The 18,848-nt window shown below is 67.7% G+C and carries 15 protein-coding genes; 6 read left to right on the top strand and 9 right to left on the bottom strand.

Annotated features, from left to right (window positions below; translation table 11 throughout):
- Nucleotides 1-47: 47 nt before the first annotated feature.
- Together ACFCV3_RS08140 and ACFCV3_RS08145 are read left to right on the top strand one after the other, a co-directional pair.
- Nucleotides 48-1,469, top strand: a complete 1,422-nt coding sequence (locus tag ACFCV3_RS08140) for an AAA family ATPase (protein WP_376027438.1) — start codon at nt 48-50, stop codon at nt 1,467-1,469.
- A 171-nt stretch (nt 1,470-1,640) separates the two neighbouring features.
- Entirely contained in the window at nt 1,641-2,081 is a 441-nt protein-coding gene (locus tag ACFCV3_RS08145; protein WP_376027439.1) for an SRPBCC family protein, read from the top strand.
- On the opposite strand, the gene ACFCV3_RS08150 is transcribed toward ACFCV3_RS08145, so the two are convergent.
- The 5 genes from ACFCV3_RS08150 to ACFCV3_RS08170 all read right to left on the bottom strand — a co-directional run bounded on the left by ACFCV3_RS08150 (nt 2,078) and on the right by ACFCV3_RS08170 (nt 7,794).
- Nucleotides 2,078-2,878, bottom strand: a complete 801-nt coding sequence (locus tag ACFCV3_RS08150) for a hypothetical protein (protein ID WP_376027442.1) — start codon at nt 2,876-2,878, stop codon at nt 2,078-2,080. The two genes, ACFCV3_RS08145 and ACFCV3_RS08150, sit on opposite strands and share 4 nt — an antisense overlap.
- Before the next feature lie 65 nt (nt 2,879-2,943).
- A complete protein-coding gene (locus ACFCV3_RS08155) occupies nt 2,944-5,184 on the bottom strand; it encodes a fibronectin type III domain-containing protein (protein WP_376027444.1) in 2,241 nt (746 codons plus the stop codon).
- A 64-nt stretch (nt 5,185-5,248) separates the two neighbouring features.
- Complete coding sequence (locus ACFCV3_RS08160; RefSeq protein ID WP_376027446.1) at nt 5,249-6,568, bottom strand: serine/threonine protein kinase; 1,320 nt, start codon at nt 6,566-6,568, stop codon at nt 5,249-5,251.
- A gap of 21 nt (nt 6,569-6,589) precedes the next feature.
- Nucleotides 6,590-7,177 (bottom strand): hypothetical protein, encoded by a 588-nt coding sequence (locus tag ACFCV3_RS08165; protein ID WP_376027448.1) that lies wholly within the window; start codon nt 7,175-7,177, stop codon nt 6,590-6,592.
- Nucleotides 7,174-7,794: a hypothetical protein gene (locus tag ACFCV3_RS08170; protein WP_376027450.1), complete on the bottom strand. Its 621-nt coding sequence runs from the start codon at nt 7,792-7,794 to the stop codon at nt 7,174-7,176. Before ACFCV3_RS08170 ends, ACFCV3_RS08165 begins: the two co-directional genes overlap by 4 nt.
- 156 nt (nt 7,795-7,950) lie before the next feature.
- On the opposite strand from ACFCV3_RS08170, the gene eccD reads away from it, so the two are divergent.
- Complete coding sequence (eccD, locus tag ACFCV3_RS08175) at nt 7,951-9,315, top strand: type VII secretion integral membrane protein EccD (protein WP_376027452.1); 1,365 nt, start codon at nt 7,951-7,953, stop codon at nt 9,313-9,315.
- A gap of 1 nt (nt 9,316) precedes the next feature.
- Entirely contained in the window at nt 9,317-10,741 is a 1,425-nt protein-coding gene (gene eccB, locus ACFCV3_RS08180) for a type VII secretion protein EccB (RefSeq protein WP_376027455.1), read from the top strand.
- A gap of 67 nt (nt 10,742-10,808) precedes the next feature.
- Here eccB and ACFCV3_RS08185 read toward each other — a convergent pair whose 3' ends face one another.
- Genes ACFCV3_RS08185 through eccCa form a run of 3 tightly spaced genes read right to left on the bottom strand, consistent with a single transcriptional unit; the run spans nt 10,809 to nt 16,614 of the window.
- Nucleotides 10,809-12,284 (bottom strand): hypothetical protein, encoded by a 1,476-nt coding sequence (locus ACFCV3_RS08185; protein WP_376027456.1) that lies wholly within the window; start codon nt 12,282-12,284, stop codon nt 10,809-10,811.
- A 1-nt stretch (nt 12,285) separates the two neighbouring features.
- Entirely contained in the window at nt 12,286-12,627 is a 342-nt protein-coding gene (locus tag ACFCV3_RS08190) for a hypothetical protein (protein ID WP_376027458.1), read from the bottom strand.
- Between the two features lie 42 nt (nt 12,628-12,669).
- The gene (gene eccCa, locus ACFCV3_RS08195) at nt 12,670-16,614 is read right to left on the bottom strand and encodes a type VII secretion protein EccCa (RefSeq protein ID WP_376027460.1); all 3,945 of its coding nucleotides are present in this window, start codon (nt 16,612-16,614) and stop codon (nt 12,670-12,672) included.
- Between the two features lie 152 nt (nt 16,615-16,766).
- Here eccCa and ACFCV3_RS08200 point away from each other — a divergent pair, with 152 nt between their 5' ends.
- Complete coding sequence (locus tag ACFCV3_RS08200) at nt 16,767-17,081, top strand: hypothetical protein (RefSeq protein WP_376027462.1); 315 nt, start codon at nt 16,767-16,769, stop codon at nt 17,079-17,081.
- 46 nt (nt 17,082-17,127) lie between these two features.
- Nucleotides 17,128-17,427, top strand: a complete 300-nt coding sequence (locus tag ACFCV3_RS08205) for a hypothetical protein (protein WP_376027464.1) — start codon at nt 17,128-17,130, stop codon at nt 17,425-17,427.
- Between the two features lie 50 nt (nt 17,428-17,477).
- Here ACFCV3_RS08205 and mycP read toward each other — a convergent pair whose 3' ends face one another.
- Nucleotides 17,478-18,785 (bottom strand): type VII secretion-associated serine protease mycosin, encoded by a 1,308-nt coding sequence (gene mycP / locus ACFCV3_RS08210; RefSeq protein ID WP_376027467.1) that lies wholly within the window; start codon nt 18,783-18,785, stop codon nt 17,478-17,480.
- Between the last annotated feature and the right edge of the window lie 63 nt (nt 18,786-18,848).

An 18,848-nucleotide genomic window follows, 5' to 3' on the forward strand; every position in this document is an offset into this window, starting at 1 on the left:
GGGTGGTGTGGGGGGGGGGGGGGGGGGCGGGCCCCCCGCGCGGGGGGGTGGCGGTTGCGCGGGCCCGCACCTATTTTGCGGCCGGCGCGGCCTATTTTCTGCGGTTTCGGCCGGGGCGCACGGCGCTCAGCCTGGTGGGCTGCACGATCAGTGGTGGTTCGCGGCCCGCGGTGAGTGTGCACGCGGGGCCGGGGCTGCGGATCGACCAGTGCACCGTGAATGGTGCCGCGACCGGGATCATCGTCGAGGGCGTGGGCGGCGAGATCACCGGGACGGTGGTGCGCGACGTGTCGGGTGACGGCATGGTCTTTGCGCTGGGTGCCGATCCGGCGGTCACTGGCGGCGCGGTGAGCGGGTGTGGCGGACGCGGGATCTACGTCTACCAGTACAGCCGGCCGTCGCTGACCGACCTCGAGATCGCGAACACCGGCGCCGAGGGGATCGGCGTCGCCCACGGGAGTACGCCGGTCATCCGGCGGGTCAGCGTGCACGACACCCGTGGCCCCGCGGTCACGGTGGGACCCGGGTGCGGCGGGACGATCGAGGGCCTGCGACCGTCCAACACGGCCGAACCCGCTGTGCAGATCGCGGCTGGTGCAGCGGTCGAGGTGATCGAGGCGAGCCCGCTGACGGCGGCATCGAGTGGTCCGATCGACGAGCTGCTCGGGGACCTCGACCAGATGGTCGGGTTGCCGGGAGTGAAGGCGGAGGTGCGGGCGCTGGTCGACGAGATCCAGGTCAACGAGTGGCGTCGTACGGCGGGATTGTCGGTTGGCGCAGTCAGCCACCACCTGATCTTCGCCGGGGCGCCGGGGACCGGGAAGACGACCGTGGCGCGGTTGTACGGGAAGCTGCTGAAGGCGCTCGGCGTGCTGCCGGACGGTGGGTTCACCGAGGTTTCGCGGCGGGACCTGGTCGGGCAGTACATCGGGCACACGGCCGAGAAGACCTCGCAGGTGTTCGAGAAGTCGCTCGGCGGGGTGCTGTTCATCGACGAGGCGTACACGTTGTCACGCTCGGCCGGGAGCGGCGGTGACTTCGGTCAGGAGGCGATCGACGTCCTGGTGAAGCTGATGGAGGATCACCGCGACGAGATCGCCATCATCGTCGCCGGGTACACCGTCGAGATGACCGACTTCCTGGCCGCCAACCCCGGCCTGGGATCGCGGTTCTCGAAGACGATCGAGTTCGAGAACTACTCCGCCGAGGAACTGCTCCTGATCACCGACCGGATGGTCGCCGGCGGCGACTACCTGCTCGATCCGGCGGCCGGTGCGCCGCTGACGTCGTACTTCGACCGCATCGCCGGCGGCCCCAACTTCGGCAACGCCCGCGAGGCCCGCCGCCTGGTCGAAGGCATGCGCAAAGCCCAGTCCCAACGCCTACGCCTCCTCGGCCGCATGCCAACCACCACCGAACTCCGAGAACTCCTCCCAGACGACGTCCAAGCCGCAGCTGGAGTCTCCTGAGCAAACGGACACTGCTCCGCAGCGGCAGTACTTTTGGCGGGTGCACGAACGACAGGAGGTAGTGCCTGGATCGCCTGTTTCGGGGCGGCGTGTAGGCGTGCGGGGGTGGAGGCGTCGGCGGCTACGTGCTGTCCTTCGTGCTGAGTGAGTAGGGCGGGGTACTGGGGGTAGGTGAGCGAGAACGAGTGTGTGGTGGCGGCTTCGGCTGAGGACGTGTTTGCGATCCTGACCGATGGGTGGCGGTATGCGGCCTGGGTGGTCGGGGCGTCCAGGGTGCGTGATGTGGACGCGCCCTGGCCGGAGCCCGGCGGGATCATCCATCATTCGGTCGGGGCCTGGCCGCTGCTGATCGACGACACGACTGAATCTGTCGAGTACGACGCCGGGCGGCGACTGCGGTTGCGGGTCCGGGCGTGGCCGGTGGGCGAGGGTGATGTGGAGTTCTGCGTCACCGAGGGCCCGGACGGTTGCCGGGTGGTGATGACGGAGAAGGCGGTCCGCGGCCCGGCCACGTTGCTGCCGGACAAGGCGGCAGATTTGTTGCTCTCGGCCCGTAATACCGAGACTCTGCACCGCCTCAAACTCCTGGCCGAGCAGCGGAGCGAGCCCTAGACGGAGCGGATCCGGAAGATGGCGGCGCGGGCGTCGTGGCCGTCGACGTGCATCGGGATGACCTTGGTGGACAGTAGCTCTAGCTCGACGGAGCCGTCGCCGGGGAGCCAGTTGATGCGGTCGATACCGCCGGCGAAGGCTTTGCGCTCGCCGGCCTGACCGGTCGCGTTGCCGTAGTTGGGGTTGTTGGTGTCGGCGGTCCAGATGACCAGGCGGCCGTTGTTGTGATGAGCCATCACCCGCTCGCGGTGGCGCTGCTTGTGCAGGTCCCACTCGTCGCGGCGGGACACCTCCTGCGGGCCGTTGTAGGCGCCGTAGATGTAGTGACTGTCGATCAGGGTGAAGACCAGCGCCGGGTCCGCGGTGTGCTGGACGACGACCTCGTTGATCCAGCGCGGCGGCGTGATGTTCTGCATGCCACCGTGCACGAAGGTGGCGCGGGAGTTGATCACGGTCCACGGCTGCGGGACCGAGATCGGTACCCGGTACGAGCTCTCGTGGTGCAAGAAGGCGTTCTGGTAGAGATCCCCGAAGTACTGCGAGATGATCGCGGGCTCGCCGTCGTCACCTTCGCGAATCTCCTGCCAGCCGACGAACGGGCGGTTGCCGGGGTCGGCGTTCCGGACGTCCCGGATCGCGGCCTCGCGAGCGCCCAGGTTGTCCCGGCCGATGTTCGCGGTCACCACGGGGAGCCGGATCCAGGCCCCGGCCGCCGTCGCGGTGCCGGCCGAGGCCAACGCGGCGACGGCACCGCCGCCGAGCAGCAGTGCCTGTCGTCGAGTGAGCTTTCCAGTCATGGGTGCCTCCGCAAGATGGGCGTGGTCCTGCCGGTCGCACGCCAACCTACGCAGGCACCGGGACGCTAGCCAGACTTCCAGGTGAACGTGTTGGACTTGTACGTCTCGCCCGACCGGGACACCAGGACATACACCTGCTTGCCGACCATGCCGCACGGGAACCGGTCGTCGACCAGCATGTGCCCTTCGCCGTCGGTCGTGAGGGTGGCACCGGGGTTGAACTTCTTGTTGTCGACGTACGGCACGATCGTGTAGCGGGTGTTCGGCCGCAGGTTCTCGATCCGCACCTGGATAAAGGCACACTCCGGTGGCTGGCAGTCGTCGTACTCGGTGCCTGCGCCCCGGGAGGCGACGACCCGCTTGGTCCGCTCGTCCTTGCCGAGCGGCGACCCGGTGAGACTGGTCCACTTGCCGCTCAGCAGGTCGCCGTTCGGGGCCCTGGTGATCGCGCGGACGTAGAACAGGTACTTCGTACCGTCCTTCAGCCCGGTCACCGTGGCCTCGGTGGTGGTCGTGTTCACCCGGGGTTTGGCGGTGGCGGACCCGATGCTGACGGTGTACCGCACGAACACCCCGTCACCCATCGTCGGCCGGTCCCAGGCCAGCGTGAGCTGTCCCGACGTACCGTCCTTGCTCACCACGATCTCGCGCGGCGACTCGGCCTCGGCGTACTGCCTCTTGATCTGGCCCGTCCGTACGGCGGGCCCCAGGCCGACCCGGTTCCGTGCCCGGATCGTCACGGTGTACGCCGTGGTCCGGCCCGCGAGCTCCGTGATCAGCGTCGACCGGGTGCTGCCGCTGACCGTCTTCGAACCACCCGACCAGCTCAGTACGTACGCCGTGATCGGGGCACCGTTCGCCGTTGCCGCTCGCCAGCTCACCGTCGGCCCGTCGGTCCCGTGCTTCGCGCTCACTCCGCTGGGCGCACCTGGGACACCGGCCTGGACCGTCGGCTTCTTCGGCGGGTCCTTCTTCGGTGGCGGATCCATTTTCGGCGGCGGATCCTTCTTCTCCGGTACGTCGGGCCTGTCGCGGTCCCGCGGATCCACCTTCGCGGGCGGCGGGTCCTTCTTCTCCGGCGGTTCCTGGGTGTGCACAGGCACGTCCGGCTTGTTGTCCGGCTGCTTCGGCTTGGGGGGTGTCGGGGGCTTCGTCGGCTTGTGGGTGATGCCGTCGTCGTCAGTGGCGATCTTCACCGGCTCGGCCTTGCCGTCTTCATCGACCACGACCACCTGGTCGCCCTTACCGCTCTCGACGTACACCTTGGAGTCGTCGCCGCGGAACAGGTTCGGCTCGTGCTTGACCTTGTCGTCTTCGTTGTGGCTCTCGATCTTGCGGTAGCCGACGTGGCCGTCGCGGTCGACGGTGGCCAGGTCGGAGCTCTTGCGGCCGAGCACCGCCAGGCCGTGCCCGGACGAGGCAACCTTGTCGTAGTTGCCCTTCTGCAGCTTGGTGACGATCGGCGCGTCCGCCTTCTGCCCCGGCTTGTCCGGCAGCCCGATCAGGAGCACGGCACTCTGATCGCGGTCCAGGAACGCGATCCGCCCGTCGACGTCGTTCGCGGCGACCACCGCCGACTCCGGTACGTCGTTGCTCAGGTCGACATGTGACCCGAACCCGTCCGGCGTCAGGTCGGTCACCCGGTCGGCGGTCAGATCGACGAACACGGCCTTGTTGCCGATCACGGTCAGCGCACCCTTGTGCCCCTTCTGGACCGTGGCCGGGCAGGACATCCGGTCCACCGTCAGCGGCAGCTGACACAGACCGCCGTCCTCGACCCGGTGCACCCACAGCGTGCCGTCCGACGTCACCACCGGATCCCCGAGCGGCACGCCCAGGAACGCCGTCGCCGGCTGCTTGCCGAGGCGCATCACCCGGCCTTCTTCCTGATAGATCGCGAAGGCGGACCCGGCGGCCTCCAGACCGACCGCCTGCCCGGTCGGTGCGTCGAGCGGCTCCGCCACGCTCAGGTCGGACTTGCCGAACTTGTCGATCCGGGACTTCGACAGCACATACGCGTCGGTGTCGGTCTGCACGACCTGGGCCCCCGGCGTACCGGTGGTCAACGGGACCTGGGCATCGACCTTCAGCGTCGCGCTGTCCAGGTGGAAGACACGTCCGATCGCACTGTTGTAGATCCAGTGACCGGACTGCGTGAACTTGAATCCCGAATTCGGGTCGCCGGCGCCGGTCAGCACGACCACGCTGGTCAGTGCGACACAGCCTGCCACCACAGCGGCCAGGCCGGCGCGGCCCTTGCTGCCTTCCGGCGAGTCGGAGCGGCGGAAGAGCTTCGTCAGCTTCATCGAGGGTCGCCTCACCTTCACAGAGTATGGGTGCGTGGTCCAGGACCGGTCCAGACTGCGTCCACTAGCTCTTGCAGGTAGCATCCCGGATGCTGCGCGGCTTGCTGTAGAAAACCTCACGTCCGTCGGTGCCCTGGACCTCGAAGCAGTACTTCAGTCCTGGACTGACCTGGACAGTCAGCGCGGTCCCACTTCCCCGGTACATCGCCCGTGGTGCCTTCGCGCCTTGTTCCGCGACGAAGACGGCGTACGTCAATGGCTTCGAGAACGACCACTTCAGCAGCACCGTGGTGCCCTTGTCCTGCGGCGGTTCCAGCTGGATCAGCGGCGTCTCGGTCACCGGCGGCGCCTGTGAGGCGGGCGGCGCCGACGGGGCAGGTGGTTGCTGCGTCGCCGGAGTTTCGTTGCCCGGTCGCAGCAACATCGGCACCAGCACCACCAATGCAATAGCCGCGACGATTCCGATCAGCACCTCCTTACGAGGCGCTTTCCACTGGCGTCGCGCACGCTGAGCCGAGGCGGTCGCCACCGGCACACTGCGCCCGGCCGCCAGCTCATCCCGGAAGTCGTCGAAATCCAGCTCGTCCGCGGCATCCGTCGTACCGCGCAGCAACGTCTCGAACTCCCGGACCACCGCAGCCGCGTCCGGCCGCGTCCCCGCATCCTTCGCCAGCATCCGCCGCAACAACGCCGTCAACGCCGGCGGCACATCCCGCCCCGACACCTCCGGAGCCGGCTCCCGCAACACCCGCAGTACGACGTCGTCCGGCGTCTCACCCGGCCGCGTCGGAAACGGCGACTGCCCGGTCAACGCCAGGTACAGCACCGCGCCGAGCCCGTAGACGTCAGCCTCTTCGGACAGCTCGCCATCCCGCAACACCTCAGGAGCCGTGTACGCCGCCGCTCCCGTCAGGTCCCGCGGAAACCGCAACCGCAACGCCATCCCGAAATCCGCCAGCACCGGCTGCCCGTTCGGCCGCTCCAGCACATTGCTGGGCGTCACCCCACCATGCACCAGCCCACCCTCATGAGCCTCCGCCAGCACAGACCCCAAGATCTGCCCCAGCACCACCACATCCCCGATCGGCAGCCCCCGCCCCCCAGCCAGCTCCACCAGCGACTGCGGACAGAACTCCATCCGCACCCCGGTCCGCCCGTCCGGTAGCTCCTCAACCCCATCAGCCAGCAAGACCGAAGAAGCCACCCGCAACCCCGCCAGCTTCGCCTGCTCAACCTCCACCGCATTGAAAGTCCGCCGATCCAGCCCCCGCGGATAAACCTTCACAATGGTCGGCGGCCCACTGTCCCGCGGCGGCATCAGAAAGATCCGCGCCACCGGCCCGGTGGCCCGCGGAATCAGCGAATCAGGTGCAATCTCAGCCATCAGAGTCATCCTCGCACCCCTTCAGCGCACCACATCGAGATAACCGCACCCATGCACGATCAGCGTCCGCAGATCCTGGAACACCCGATCGGCCGCGCCACGCGGATCCTCGTTCGCGGCGACTGATGACCGGAGCTGGCAGTACGCCCAAAGGCTCGGCGTCGTCGCCGCCCACTGCCACAGTTCATAACTGTCAGGATCGAGTACGGCGATCACTCCGGCTTCTGGGACTCCGATCCGGTGGTGGCCAGGGTGCTCCACGGTGTCTCCCAGGCCGATCATCAGGGCCTCGAGGCGATATGCCCGTGCGACTTCTGCCACTCCCGGGTCTGCGGGATCGACGGGAAACACCAGTCCGCGGGCTTCGAGGCCGCCGAGCAGGTCCGGGTCGATGTCGATGGCGAGCCGCATCGCTTCGGCAGCTATCCGCCTCCGGGTCCAGGGGATGGCATTGGGCTCGGCAGGGCCATGGGCCAGCATCCAGGCCCCGAACTCGGCATCGGTCAGGCGGTGCTGCTTCATGCCGACGCGGACGACGTGGTTGGGTCCACCGATGGCCGCCGGTAGGGCGCCGGTGTAGTGGCCGACGGGAAAGATCACTGTGGTCATCCGGAGGTCCCCCGATCCAGGTACGCCGCACGAACCCGCAACAGACCGTGCAACGAGCCGAGCACACCGCCCAGGACGAGCTCGGGATCGAGCTCCTCGGGATCCGTGACCCCCTGCTGTCGAGCGACCTCCGCTGCGACTTCGCAGGCCTGCCACAACTCTGGGCTGAGATGTGCCCAGGTCCACAGGTCGTACAGCGGCGTCGATACCTGCGCCAGCGGCTGACCTAGCAAGCCGATCAGGAGCATCCCGACGTTGTCGGGGTCCGGTCCGAGCCCGAACAACAGCGGAGTCAGCCGATGGCGGCGTGCGAACGAGAGCGCGGATTCTCCGCCAGGCACGACCTCGGCCAGCAGGCCGTCACCGACGAAGCGCTCGATCGTCGCGGTGGTTTCGGCGCGGCCGATCCCGAAGCGTTCTCCCGCCTCCGCCAGTGATCGCTGTGTCAGCGGGGCGTCCTCGTCCAAACTGTGGGCCAGCAACCAGACGACGTACTCGGAGCTGGTCAGCTCCATCACTTCCGTACCCACCCGGACCTGCTGCAGCCGAACGTCGGGCGCCGCCGATCGGGCACCGAGATCATGTCCGATCGGCAGGATCAAAGCTTCGTGCGGCACGGCTGACCTCCTCGTCGTCTCGTCCTCCACACCGTAGGAACCGATCTGCCGCCGATGCCCCGGGCGGCATGAACCTGCCGCAGCGCGCGCGACGCCGGCACCCGAGCCAAGACTGAGTCGAGTGCAGACAACGGCGCGAGGATTGGGAGAACGCCGATGAACATCACCGGACTGGTCCGGGTGACAATTGATGCGCCAGGACGTCGGCTCGACCTGGCGCTACCGGAACAGGCCTCCGTCGCCGAAGTACTACCCGGCCTCTTGGTCCGTGCCGGCGAGCAGCTCGCCGACGAGGGCGTCGCCGATGGAGGCTGGGTACTGCGCCGGGCGGATGGCGCCGAGCTGAGCCTGGGGCGGACGGTCGGCTCGCACCGCGTCCGGGACGGCGAGATCCTGTATCTGGTTCCTCGGCGGACGGATTGGCCGGAGCTCGAGTACGACGATCTCGTGGACGCGATCGCCGGTGGATCCCGTCGGCTGGGAGCGGCCTGGGGACCGGCGCACACGCGAATGGCAGGCCTTGGTGCCGCCGCGCTGGCGATCAGTGTGCTCGGCTTCACCTTTCTTCACGAGGGCGCTCCTTGGTCCGGTCCGGGCGGCAGCCTGTTGCTGCTCGCATTGTTGCTAGCAGCAACAGGAGTCGTGCTGGCTCGCGCGGTCGGAGACTCTGGCGCGGGCGTCGTGACAGGTGGCCTCTCGCTGCCGGCCGGATTCCTTGGTGGGGCATTGCTGTTCGGCGGCGACGGGCGCTGGCCCGCCCTCGGAGCGCCCCAAGTACTCGCGGGGTCCGCCGCACTGTTCCTGGTCGCGGCCATCTGTCTGGTCGGCGTCGTCGATGGAGCAGCTCTGTTCGTCACCGGCGTCGCTACCGGACTGGTAGGCATTCTGAGTGGCTGGACCGGTACGTCGGACGCCCTGAACGGCGCTGATGTCGCCGCGATCTGTGCGTCCGCACTGATCGCGGTGTCGCCGATGTTCGGGCCACTCGCGATCCGGCTCGGCAGGGTCCCGATGCCGATCCTGCCGCGCACCACGGCCGATCTGGTCCGCGATGACCCGCAGCCGCCACGTGCTCATGTCTACGGCGCGGTGGTCCGGGCCGACGACCTGCTGACCGGAATGCTCACGGCCACGGCGATCGCCGGCAGCGTGTGTCTGGTCCTGGTGGCACGCGAGGACGGCCGGTCCGCCACGATCCTGACCGCTCTGCTCACTTCGCTCTGTCTGATCCGCGCCCGGCTGTACCCGATTGTCAAGCAACGTCTGACCTGGCTGGTTGCCGGTGCCGTCGGGATCACCGCACTGATCATCGGCGTGATTGCCGTCGACCTTGTCGTACCGGTCGGTGTGGTGCTCGCGGCGGGATCGATCGTGATCGGTCTGCGCTACAGCGAACGGCCACCGAGCCCCTATTTCAGCAGAGCGGCGGAGATCCTCGACCTCCTGGTGATGTTGACCTTGATACCGATTGTGTGCGGAGTACTCGGCCTCTACGGCCGGCTCCGGGGATGGGGCGGTTGAGATGGCCACGCGTAAGGATCAACTGCAGTCACACCAGTTTCTCGGCCAGCGAATGGTGTCCGCGCTGGTGACCCGGGAGACCGATCCCGAGCAGCCACCCTTTCGTCGTCCCTTCCTGGCCGCGATCGGTAGCGCGGTCATCGCGATCGTGGCGCTGGCCGGCGTTTTCGTGTACGGCCTCGTCGTACCTGGTGGCAACAAGGCCTGGCGGGCCGGTGACGCTGTGATCATCGAGAAGGAGACCGGTACCCGCTACGTCTACCTGAGCGGCCGGCTCCATCCTGTCGCCAACTACGCGTCCGCGTTACTTGCTTTAGGCAAGAAGGTCGAAAGCCGCCGGGTATCCCAACGCTCGCTCCGCGACGCTCCCAGGGGCCCACGGATCGGCATCGTCGATGCGCCCGACGCGCTGCCGCCCGCCAAGCAGTTGCTTGCCGGCGCCTGGACCTTGTGCTCGCAACCGATGATCGATCCAACCGGAGAACCAACCAGTGAATCCGTCCTCCTGGTCGGTTCGCAACCGGCATCCGCACAGCCGCTCGGGTCGACCGCCCTCCTCGTCACCGTGATCGGCACCCGCGACCAGTACATGATCAACGACGGCTACCGCCACAAGCTCGACAAAGCAGTCGCGCTGCAGGCCGGTCTTGCCCTGGGCGGCGAAGGCTGGGCGCGAGTCGGACAGGCTTTCGTCAACGGCCTCCCCGAAGGCCAGCCCGTGACTCCCCTCCGGATCGCCGGCATCGGCGCGCCGTCCACCGCAATCCCGAACCGGAAAACCAAGATCGGCGAACTCTTCATGGTCGGCAGCGCAGGCGCTCGCCAGTACTACCTGGCGGATCGCGACCGCCTACTGCTGCTCACCGACCTTCAGTACTCCATCCAGCTCACCTACGGTCCCCTGAAAAAGGCCTACGCGGGCAAGGCCCCGCGCCCCCTCGAACTCAATCCGACCTCCCTGGGCCGCGTCCAGACACCGCCCGACGCCGTGCCCGCCGGCGCCGACGGCCGTCTCCCCGCAACCCGCCCCACCTTCGCCCGTCCAGCCGACAACAGCACGATCTGCGCCGTCTACAGACCCGGCGCCACCATCCCCACCATCCTCGTCAACGCCACCCTCCCCCCACGCGACCCCGCCATGGTCACCCCCAAACGAGGCCCCGAAGGGACTCTTCTCGCCGACCGCGTCGTGGTTCCTCCGGGTGCCGCCGCTCTTACCGAAGTGATGTCCTCCGACCGTGCCCCGAGTGGCACCCTCATCCTCGTCACCGACATGGGCCGTGCCTACCCCCTGGCCGATCCGGATGTCCTGTCGCTGCTGGGCTACGAAGGAGCGACCGGAGTCCGGCTCCCCGCCGCTCTGGTCAGCCGAATTCCCCAAGGCCCTGCCCTCGATCCTCCACGGGCGATGCGCGCGACGCCCTGATCCGCTCCTGGCACCGCAAGATGCCCCCGGCCGTGGTGGCCGGGGGCATCTTGTCGTACGGCGGTGGTCAGTTGGCCGGGCGACGTCTCGACTGCTCGTCCGCGACTGCCGGGTCCACAGTCCACAGTTCCTCGTCAAGAACCTGCAGGCTCTGCGACACCCCGTCTTCGTCCCGCTTCGGCCGGCTGGTCTTGGCGACCGGTACACCAGGGAGTGCTCGAGACTTGGTCGACTTGCCTCGCAGCCGGTCCGGTACGCCGGGAGTCGGACCACCGGTCCGGTGACGTTCTCGTCCATTCGGCCGAACTGTGCCGGCGCCAGGCTTGCCCGCCCGGCCGCCGGCCCCGCCGGCGGCACCGGCCATCGGCGGCATCATCGGCGGTATGCCGCCCGCCCCACCGGTAGCTCCTCCGGCCGCGCCTGTGGTAGTCCCAGGCAGAGCGGGAGCAGTGCCCGCACTCCCGATGGATTCGGCCATCCCAGTCTTTGCCACTGACGGGATCTGCCCGAGTCGCTGATCCAAGCCCTTGAGCGCGCCCGGTTTCGGCGCATCGATCCCGCCTCTGCCTGCTCCGCCTGCTCCGCCACCGAGACCGCCGGTTCCGAACGGCGAACGCGCCGAACCGACCGAGCCGATCGGGGCCAACGGCTTCATCTGCGTCGGAACGAAAGGCGGTAGCGGTGTGATGGGCGTGAGTGGCTTCGGCGTAACTGGCGGCAACGGCGTGAGCGGCGGCGGTGTGGCCGTCGCCGGCGGCATCCCTGACAACTCCGGACCTCCCGGTTGCTCCCCGGCAGGGGCCCCCTCGTCGGCCGGCGCCTCGTTGCCGGCAGGTGCGTCTCCCGGCGCGTCTCCGGGTGCGTCTCCGGGCGCATCGCCAGGTGCTGTCCCGGGAGCCGTCGTCGGCGTACCCCCCGGCCCGGTTCCGGGCGACCCCCCACCAGAAACATCGCTGTGCGGGCCGGTCCATTTCACTCCGGCCGCCACGGCCACTCCGGTCTGGACGAACTGCAGGTACTGCGCGCTCAGCTGATCCATCTGCCGGGCGACGGCCAGCATCATGTCGGCGAGCTGCTTTTGTGCCTCCTCGTGTGCGTTGCCTCCGCCCAGGTCGACTGAAGGCGAGTAGGCGTCGGCTACCGCCTTCGCATTGATTGCGGAAGTCTTCACCGTTTCCACGTTCGACCTCAACGTACCCACCCCGACCGCAAATGCAGGACCGGCGGCCTGTGACGGCCCTCCGGCCGGGCCGCCGCTCATGTTGTCGGCGCTGTCGCTGATCGATTTCGTGCTGCGCTCGACGGTCGCACCGTAGAGGTCCGCCACGCCGGTCGTCGACCAGTTGTCGTGCAGCAGGTTGACGACCCTCCGGATCTGCGCCACCGAAGCGTTCAGGGGGGCGACCGCATCGCTCCACAGTTTGGCTTCGGCATCCAGCGCCGCCATCGTCGTTGCCTCGCTGGTCATGATGTCGACGAACTTCTGCGCCAGCGTCTTCGGGTCGGCGCCGAACACCATCGATTCATACGTCGGGCCGGGCATCTCAGGCACCCAACCCGTCGACATCGCCATAGGCGTTGATGACGTCGCCGAGCATCCTCGTCGCATTGCTGTGCGTGTCGAGATGGATGTTCTGGATCCGTCGGGTAATGCCGCTCCACGACATCATTCCGGTGCCCATGTTGTCGACCTCGTCCGCCGCCGTCCCGCGGGCTTTGGCAAGACCTTGGAGCATCTCCATCGCGTTGTTCAACTGTCCGACGCCCTGAGGCGCGGCGCGCAGTGCTCGGGCAGCTCCGGCCAGTCGGCCGGCCTCGGCGACGTAGGCGTCCGCCGTCGAGCCGAACAGTTCCATGTTCTTCATCTCGGTGCGTTCGATCTCCATCGGGTACTCCCTTCTTCGGTGTTCCTGCGCCTTTGCCGGCGATCAGGTAGTAGGGGGCAGAGTGAGTTGGATGAGCTGGGCCACGCCCTGCCGGTTGATCAGGCGGCCCCGGCCTGGTGGGAACTGTTGCGGCCGGAGCCCACCGAGCAGCGGGCCTTCGTCGCGGCTTCCGGACAGCAGCAGGCCAGGTGAGGCGATGTCGCGAAGGCGCGCCATGATCGGCTCGAAAAAGCCCCGCGCGGCGCCGCCGGTCCGTCGGGCGACGATGACGTGCAGACCGATGTCGGCGGCCTGCGGGATGAATGGCAGCAACGGCATCAAGGCATGCCCTTCCGCGGTGGCGACCAGATCGAAGTCGTCGACCAGGACGAACAGCTCAGGTCCCTGCCACCAGGACCGCTCTCGCAACTGCTGAGGCGTCACGTCCGGCCCAGGCAGTCGTTCGGCCAGCGCCTGGCTGACCTCGATGACGAGCGATTGAGTCGACTGCTGGCTGCTTCCGTACCCGAGTAGATGATCGCCTTCGATGCCACCGAGCAGGCTCCGTCTGTGGTCGATCACCAGCATCCGCGCCTCGGCCGGTGTGTAGACCTCCTGGACCCTCCTCGCCACCGTCCGAAGAAATCCGCTCTTCCCCGATGCGGTGTCGCCGAGCAGGATCAGGCAGGGATCCTCGGCGAAGTTCAGCCGGACCGGCGACAGGTCCCGTTCGGCCACACCGACGGCGAGGCCGTCCTCACGGTTGCTCGCGCCGTCGAGTTGCTCGAACGGAACCTCGCCCGGCAGCAACAGGATCGGAGGTGCGGGTTCGCCGCTCCAGGCCGCCGCGATGTGCTCGACCACCGCCGCCATGCCTTCCGAGCCGGCGATCTGCGGCTTGGCGGCCAGGAACTGGTGCCGCGTCGCGAGGATGCCGCGGCCAGGCGACTTGTCCGGAACCAGGAGTGCGGCGCGCCGATCCAGGAACGAATCGATCGGATCACCGATCTTGAGCTCCAGTTTGGTGCCGCACAGGTCGCGGACATTGGTCCGTACGTCGAACCAGCGGGCGGTGCTGATCATCAGGTGAACGCCGTACCCGAGGCCGCGGACAGCGATGTCGGCCAGCAACAGCTCGATGTCCTCGAAGTCGTTGCGGATCGTTCCCCAGCCGTCGATGACGAGGAAGATGTCGCCGTACGGTGACGGTGGAACGGTCCCGGCCCGGCGCCCGTCGCGATAGGCACTCATGCCGTCGATGCCCAGCTGGGCAAAGTCGCGCTCGCGCTGCGCGATGATGTTGGAGACCTCGGAGACCGTCCGCCGAACGGCGTTGACGTCCTGGCGGCCGGCGATGCCGCCGACGTGGGGCAGGCCACGTAAGCCACCCAGCACGCCGCCACCGAAGTCGAGGCAGTAGAACTGCACCTCGGTCGGCGTGTGTGTCAGGGCCAGCGACAAGATGATCGACGCAATCGTGGTGCTCTTGCCGCTCTGCGGACCGCCGGCGATGGCGACGTGCCCACCGCCGGCTGACAGATCGAGCAACAGCGGATCGCGCCTTTGCTCGAGTGGGCGGTCGACGACCCCGGCCAGCGCGGACAGGCTGCCGGCGAGTCGCAGGTCGCCGGCAACGAAACCGCGCTCGGTGTCCAGACGTGGTGATCCGAGCACCTCGTCCAGGCAGGGCGACGCTCCCAGCGGTGGCAGCCAGATCTGATGGGCCGGGTCACCTCGGTCGGCCATCCGGCCGACGAGGATGTCCAGCAAGGTCTCGCCGACGCTCGGGTCGAATGCGTCGTCGGTTCGGTGCGGTTCCGGCGCCTCCAGCTCCGCCGGCGGAGACACATATCCACTGACGTACTCCTGCAGGACCAGTGAGTTGTCCGGAGACACCGGGAGCTGATCTGCCGTCGGGCGCCGGTGGACGCCGGAGACGTACGCGGAGCGAAACCGGTCCATCTGCTCGGTCCCGACCTTCAGGAAGCCGTGTCCTGGTGCCCGTGGCAGCAGGAAGGCGTCATTCACACCCAGCACGGTGCGGCTGTCCATGTCGGAGAAGGTTCGCAGGCCGATACGGAACGACAGATGTGCGTCCAGGCCACGCAGCCGCCCTTCGTCGAGCCGCTGACTGGCAAGCAGCAGATGGACTCCCAGGGATCGGCCCACCCGCCCGATCTGGACGAACAGGTCTATGAAGTCCGGCCGATCGCTGAGTAGTTCGCTGAACTCGTCACAGACGACCAGCAAGGTCGGAACCTCGGGCAGGGGGGCGCCGGCCAGCCGGGCCTTCTCGTAGTCGCGCAGCGAGGCGAAGTTGCCGGCGTCGCGGAGCAGCTCCTGCCGGCGGATCAGTTCGCCGTTGATCGCGTCGGTCATCCGGTCGACCAGGTCCAATTCGTCGGCCAGGTTGGTGATCACCGCGCTCGTGTGTGGCAGCTTGTCCAAGGTGGCAAACGTTGCACCGCCCTTGTAGTCGATCAGCGCGAAGTTGAGCGACCGCGGTGGGTGGGTGATCGCGAGCGCCAGGACAAGCGTCCGCAACAGCTCGCTCTTGCCGGAACCGGTGGCGCCGATCAGCAGGCCGTGTGGACCCATGCCTTCCTGTGCGGATTCCTTCAGATCGAGCTCGATCGGCAGCCCGTCGGCACGGAGCCCGTACCGGACGCGCAGCCGGTCGCGGCTCGGACGCTGGACCCAGGTTTCGGTGGGGTCGAACTCGTACGGATCCCCGAGCTCCAGCAACTCACCCAGTCCGAGGTCGGCGGTCAGTGGCTGGTCACTGTGCACTCCGGCAGTGAGGCGCAACGGAGCGAGTTGCCGCGCCAGTCCCTCCGCGGCACCGACCGACAGTTCGTCGGCTCGGCCCAGCAGGCTGTCGCCGTCGATGGTTTCGGCGTGCAAGGCGCGATCGGATGCTACGTCGAGCACGATCGCGCTTGCATCCAGTGACCGCGGTGGTCTGGAGACAAGATCGAGAACCGTGACGCCGTCGAGTCCGCGATCGGCCAACAGGTGATCCGAGCCCGTGACATCTCCACCCGCAAGCACGACGACGATGTGTACCCCGGCAGGGCTGTATCCACCGTCGGAATCGAAGCGTGGACGGCCGGTGAGCAGATCGTCGAGCATGGCCTCGACGGCGGTGATCGACGGACCGATCAGGCGGGCCGCACCCAGTGCATCGGTCCGCTCGGGATGGAGTGCGTGGGGCATCCACTTGACCCAGTCCCACTCGGACTCCTGATCCACATCCGTGACCACGGCGATCCGCAGGTTGTCCGGTGCATGAAGCGTCGCCAACTGGGCCAGCATGGCGCGGACCAGCCCGTTCGTCCGCTCGCGATCACCGGTGAGGTGAATGCGCGCGAACCCGGTGATGGCGACGGCGACGGGGAGCTCCGGGATGGTCACGTAGGTCGACACGAAGCGCCGCAATGCCAATGCGGACAGGGGTTCCAGGCGTTCCAGGGGCTGGGTATCCGGCGGAACGATGCCGATGGCCGGAGCCTGCGGACCAACTCCGATCCGGGTCACGCCGAAGTCTTCGTCGTCGCGCCGGCGTTCCCACAAGCGGTGGCTCGCGGCCAACGCCCAGAGGCTGTCCGGCTCCGGATGCACGTACTGGAGGGCTTCGCGCTGGCTGTCGACGGATCTGGTCAGACGGGTCCGATGCTGGGCGAGTCCGCGGAGATAGGTCCGTCGGGCGTGACCCATCTCTGCCTTGCCGCCGCCCCCGGATCGCATCATCAGACCACCGACGATCATGCCGACGAACGCGACGCCGAAGAGTCCGTAGACCGCGTAGCGCAGACCGCCGCTCATGCTGCCCGAGAACATCAGCATCATCGCGCCCATCATCGCGATCATCGGCAGCACCATCAGGGCCTGGGCCCACTGCCGGCCACCCGGTTCGGGAACCTCAGGAGGTGCCGACAGCAACAATTCGCCACCGGGCAGATCCGGTCCCGGCCGCCGGTCCGGCCGTCGTACCACCATCGTCGACATGTTCGCCCACCTCTCCTGGAACGCTGTGCCGATCGTCGCTCGCGAGCGAAGTTCCCTGCAGGCCTTGGCAGGAAGGTGCCGCGGCGCGGTCCGGATCGTGCCTGGCTCCTAGCGTGGAACGGTCGGACAACCGATCAGAAAGGAGACCGAGGATGGCCAACGCACCCTTTATCCAGGGTTTCGGCGATTCGATCATTCACGGCATGGGAACGCAGTTCGACGTGTTCGCCGACGAGCACCAGGACAACCTTCGAGGCAGTGACAACACGATCATGGACGCCAGCAATGCGATCCGTGACGCGCCTCTGATGGCGATGTTCCAGACGAATGAAGGAATCGGCGACGGGACCACCCGCAACATCGCCGACATCCGGGCAGAGGCCGATGCCGGTAACTACATCGGCCATCTGCACAACAGCACGGCAGAAGCGGCGCGGAGCGCGCTGCTGATCAACCTGAACGGCTGACAGAGTCCGAGGGCCGAAAGGCCGAAGCACAGAAAGGAGTGCCGCAATGGGCATGGAGCTCTACGTCAACCATGTCCTGCTGCCGGAGAACGTGACCGAGCAGCAGAACTGGGCGCAGGCGAAGATCACTGGAAGTCAGAACAACGTGGTCGGCCTGGAACGGATGGGCACGTACGACTGGACCAGTCAGCATTTCGACGCGGCTCATGAAGTGGTGCGAGCCCGGCACCTGCGCGTCGAGGACAACGCACATCACCAGTTGGCATTGGCCCAGCAGGGGAGCAATGTCGACGAGATGGCTCGCGGGGCGGGTCAGCAGATCTTCGGGATCCTCAGCGGACTCTAGCCCGACGATGACGGAGCCTCGGTCGATGGTCGACCGAGGCTCCGTCGCGTTCAGGCTTGCCGGTTGAACAGATTCTCCGGCAGTTCCTCGACGACAGGCTTTCCGGAGGGCAGGCCGATCTGCGCACGTCCTGCAAGCCATCCTCGCCGCCGCCCTGCTACCAGAATCCCGCCGAGCACCGTCAGGAGAGCCGCAGTCGCGACAGCAAGGATGGTCATTCCCCGCGCGCCGTCGCCGGTCCGTTGTCGCCATGCGGCGGCGGCGAGCTCTTGGACATCCGGCACTGCGGGAGCGGCGGCCGGGACGGCTACCGTCCGACTGGGCATCCCTTCGGTAACGGCTCGATAGGGGTCGACGATTCCGGCACCGTAGGCCGCACTGCCCGCCCCTCCTCGCGCTGGAGTTGCGGTCGCGCGCAGGCGCTCGATCACCTGCGGAGCAGTGAGCTTCGGCCAGGCGGCGCGGACCAGGGCGGCCGTCGCTGAAACAAAGGGGGCCGCAAAGCTGGTCCCGCTGACGTACATGTGGCCCGTCACCCGGCTGGTGGACAGTACGCCGTCACCTGGCGCGACAAGATCCACATACGATCCTGCTTGCGAACCGCCGGCTCGAGCACCCGCGATGTCGATCGCTCCTACGCCCAGAACGCCTGGGTAGGATGCAGGGTACGACGGCAGCGACTCAGCCTGGTTGCTCTGCCTGTTGCCGACGGATGCGACGACCACTACGTCCTTGCGCACTGCGTAGGCGACGGCCTGCCGAACCTGTCGGCGGTTCTGGCTGCCTGCCATCGACAGGTTGATCACCTTGGCGCCCTGGTCGACGGCGTACACGATGCCGCGTGCCAGCACATCCGGATCCACTGTCCGGCTGGACTCTCCTTCGGCGGCCTCGCGGTCAGTGACGCGGACCGGCAGGATTTTGACTCCTGGCGCAACGCCATGGAAGCCGATGCCGGTCGTCGGAGCGGCGGCGATGATTCCGGCCACCGCGGTGCCGTGTGATGCGCAGTCGTAGTTGCCGGGCAGTTGGCCGACGAGATAGAAGTCGCGACCGGGCAAGGTCCTGCCGCGGAGCTGGGGCTGATCGGCGTCCACACCGGAGTCGATGACTGCCACTGTCACGCCGGCCCCGATTGTCTGGGGCCACACCCGTTCCGGCTCCAGAAGATCCTGTGCCCAGGGCAACGGTCTGATGGCAGGGCGCCCTGGTTCAGGGTTGCTGCAGGCCCCACGCGGAGGCCCGGCGTGTGCAGCCGGGACGGCCAAGGCGCAGATGGCCAGCCAGCCGGCGATCGTGCCGGCGGCGATGCGTTGCGGACGACCGATTGCGCATGCATGTGTTCTCTTCACAGTCACGATGGTGTCCTCCGGATCCGGCGCTCCTGAGCGCTGGCAGGAAGAGGTCAGCGACTGCAGGTC

This window comes from Kribbella sp. NPDC056345 (assembly GCF_042262745.1).
Taxonomy (GTDB): domain Bacteria; phylum Actinomycetota; class Actinomycetes; order Propionibacteriales; family Kribbellaceae; genus Kribbella.

Excerpts from the sequence above, each read along its gene's own strand:
- eccD (WP_376027452.1), top strand. The coding sequence starts at position 7,951 with ATGAACATCACCGGACTGGTCCGGGTGACAATTGATGCGCCAGGACGT.
- ACFCV3_RS08155 (WP_376027444.1), bottom strand. The coding sequence starts at position 5,184 with ATGAAGCTGACGAAGCTCTTCCGCCGCTCCGACTCGCCGGAAGGCAGC.
- ACFCV3_RS08165 (WP_376027448.1), bottom strand. The coding sequence starts at position 7,177 with ATGACCACAGTGATCTTTCCCGTCGGCCACTACACCGGCGCCCTACCG.
- ACFCV3_RS08150 (WP_376027442.1), bottom strand. The coding sequence starts at position 2,878 with ATGACTGGAAAGCTCACTCGACGACAGGCACTGCTGCTCGGCGGCGGT.
- eccB (WP_376027455.1), top strand. The coding sequence starts at position 9,317 with ATGGCCACGCGTAAGGATCAACTGCAGTCACACCAGTTTCTCGGCCAG.
- ACFCV3_RS08185 (WP_376027456.1), bottom strand. The coding sequence starts at position 12,284 with ATGCCCGGCCCGACGTATGAATCGATGGTGTTCGGCGCCGACCCGAAG.
- ACFCV3_RS08160 (WP_376027446.1), bottom strand. The coding sequence starts at position 6,568 with ATGGCTGAGATTGCACCTGATTCGCTGATTCCGCGGGCCACCGGGCCG.
- eccCa (WP_376027460.1), bottom strand. The coding sequence starts at position 16,614 with ATGTCGACGATGGTGGTACGACGGCCGGACCGGCGGCCGGGACCGGAT.
- ACFCV3_RS08200 (WP_376027462.1), top strand. The coding sequence starts at position 16,767 with ATGGCCAACGCACCCTTTATCCAGGGTTTCGGCGATTCGATCATTCAC.
- ACFCV3_RS08205 (WP_376027464.1), top strand. The coding sequence starts at position 17,128 with ATGGGCATGGAGCTCTACGTCAACCATGTCCTGCTGCCGGAGAACGTG.
- ACFCV3_RS08190 (WP_376027458.1), bottom strand. The coding sequence starts at position 12,627 with ATGGAGATCGAACGCACCGAGATGAAGAACATGGAACTGTTCGGCTCG.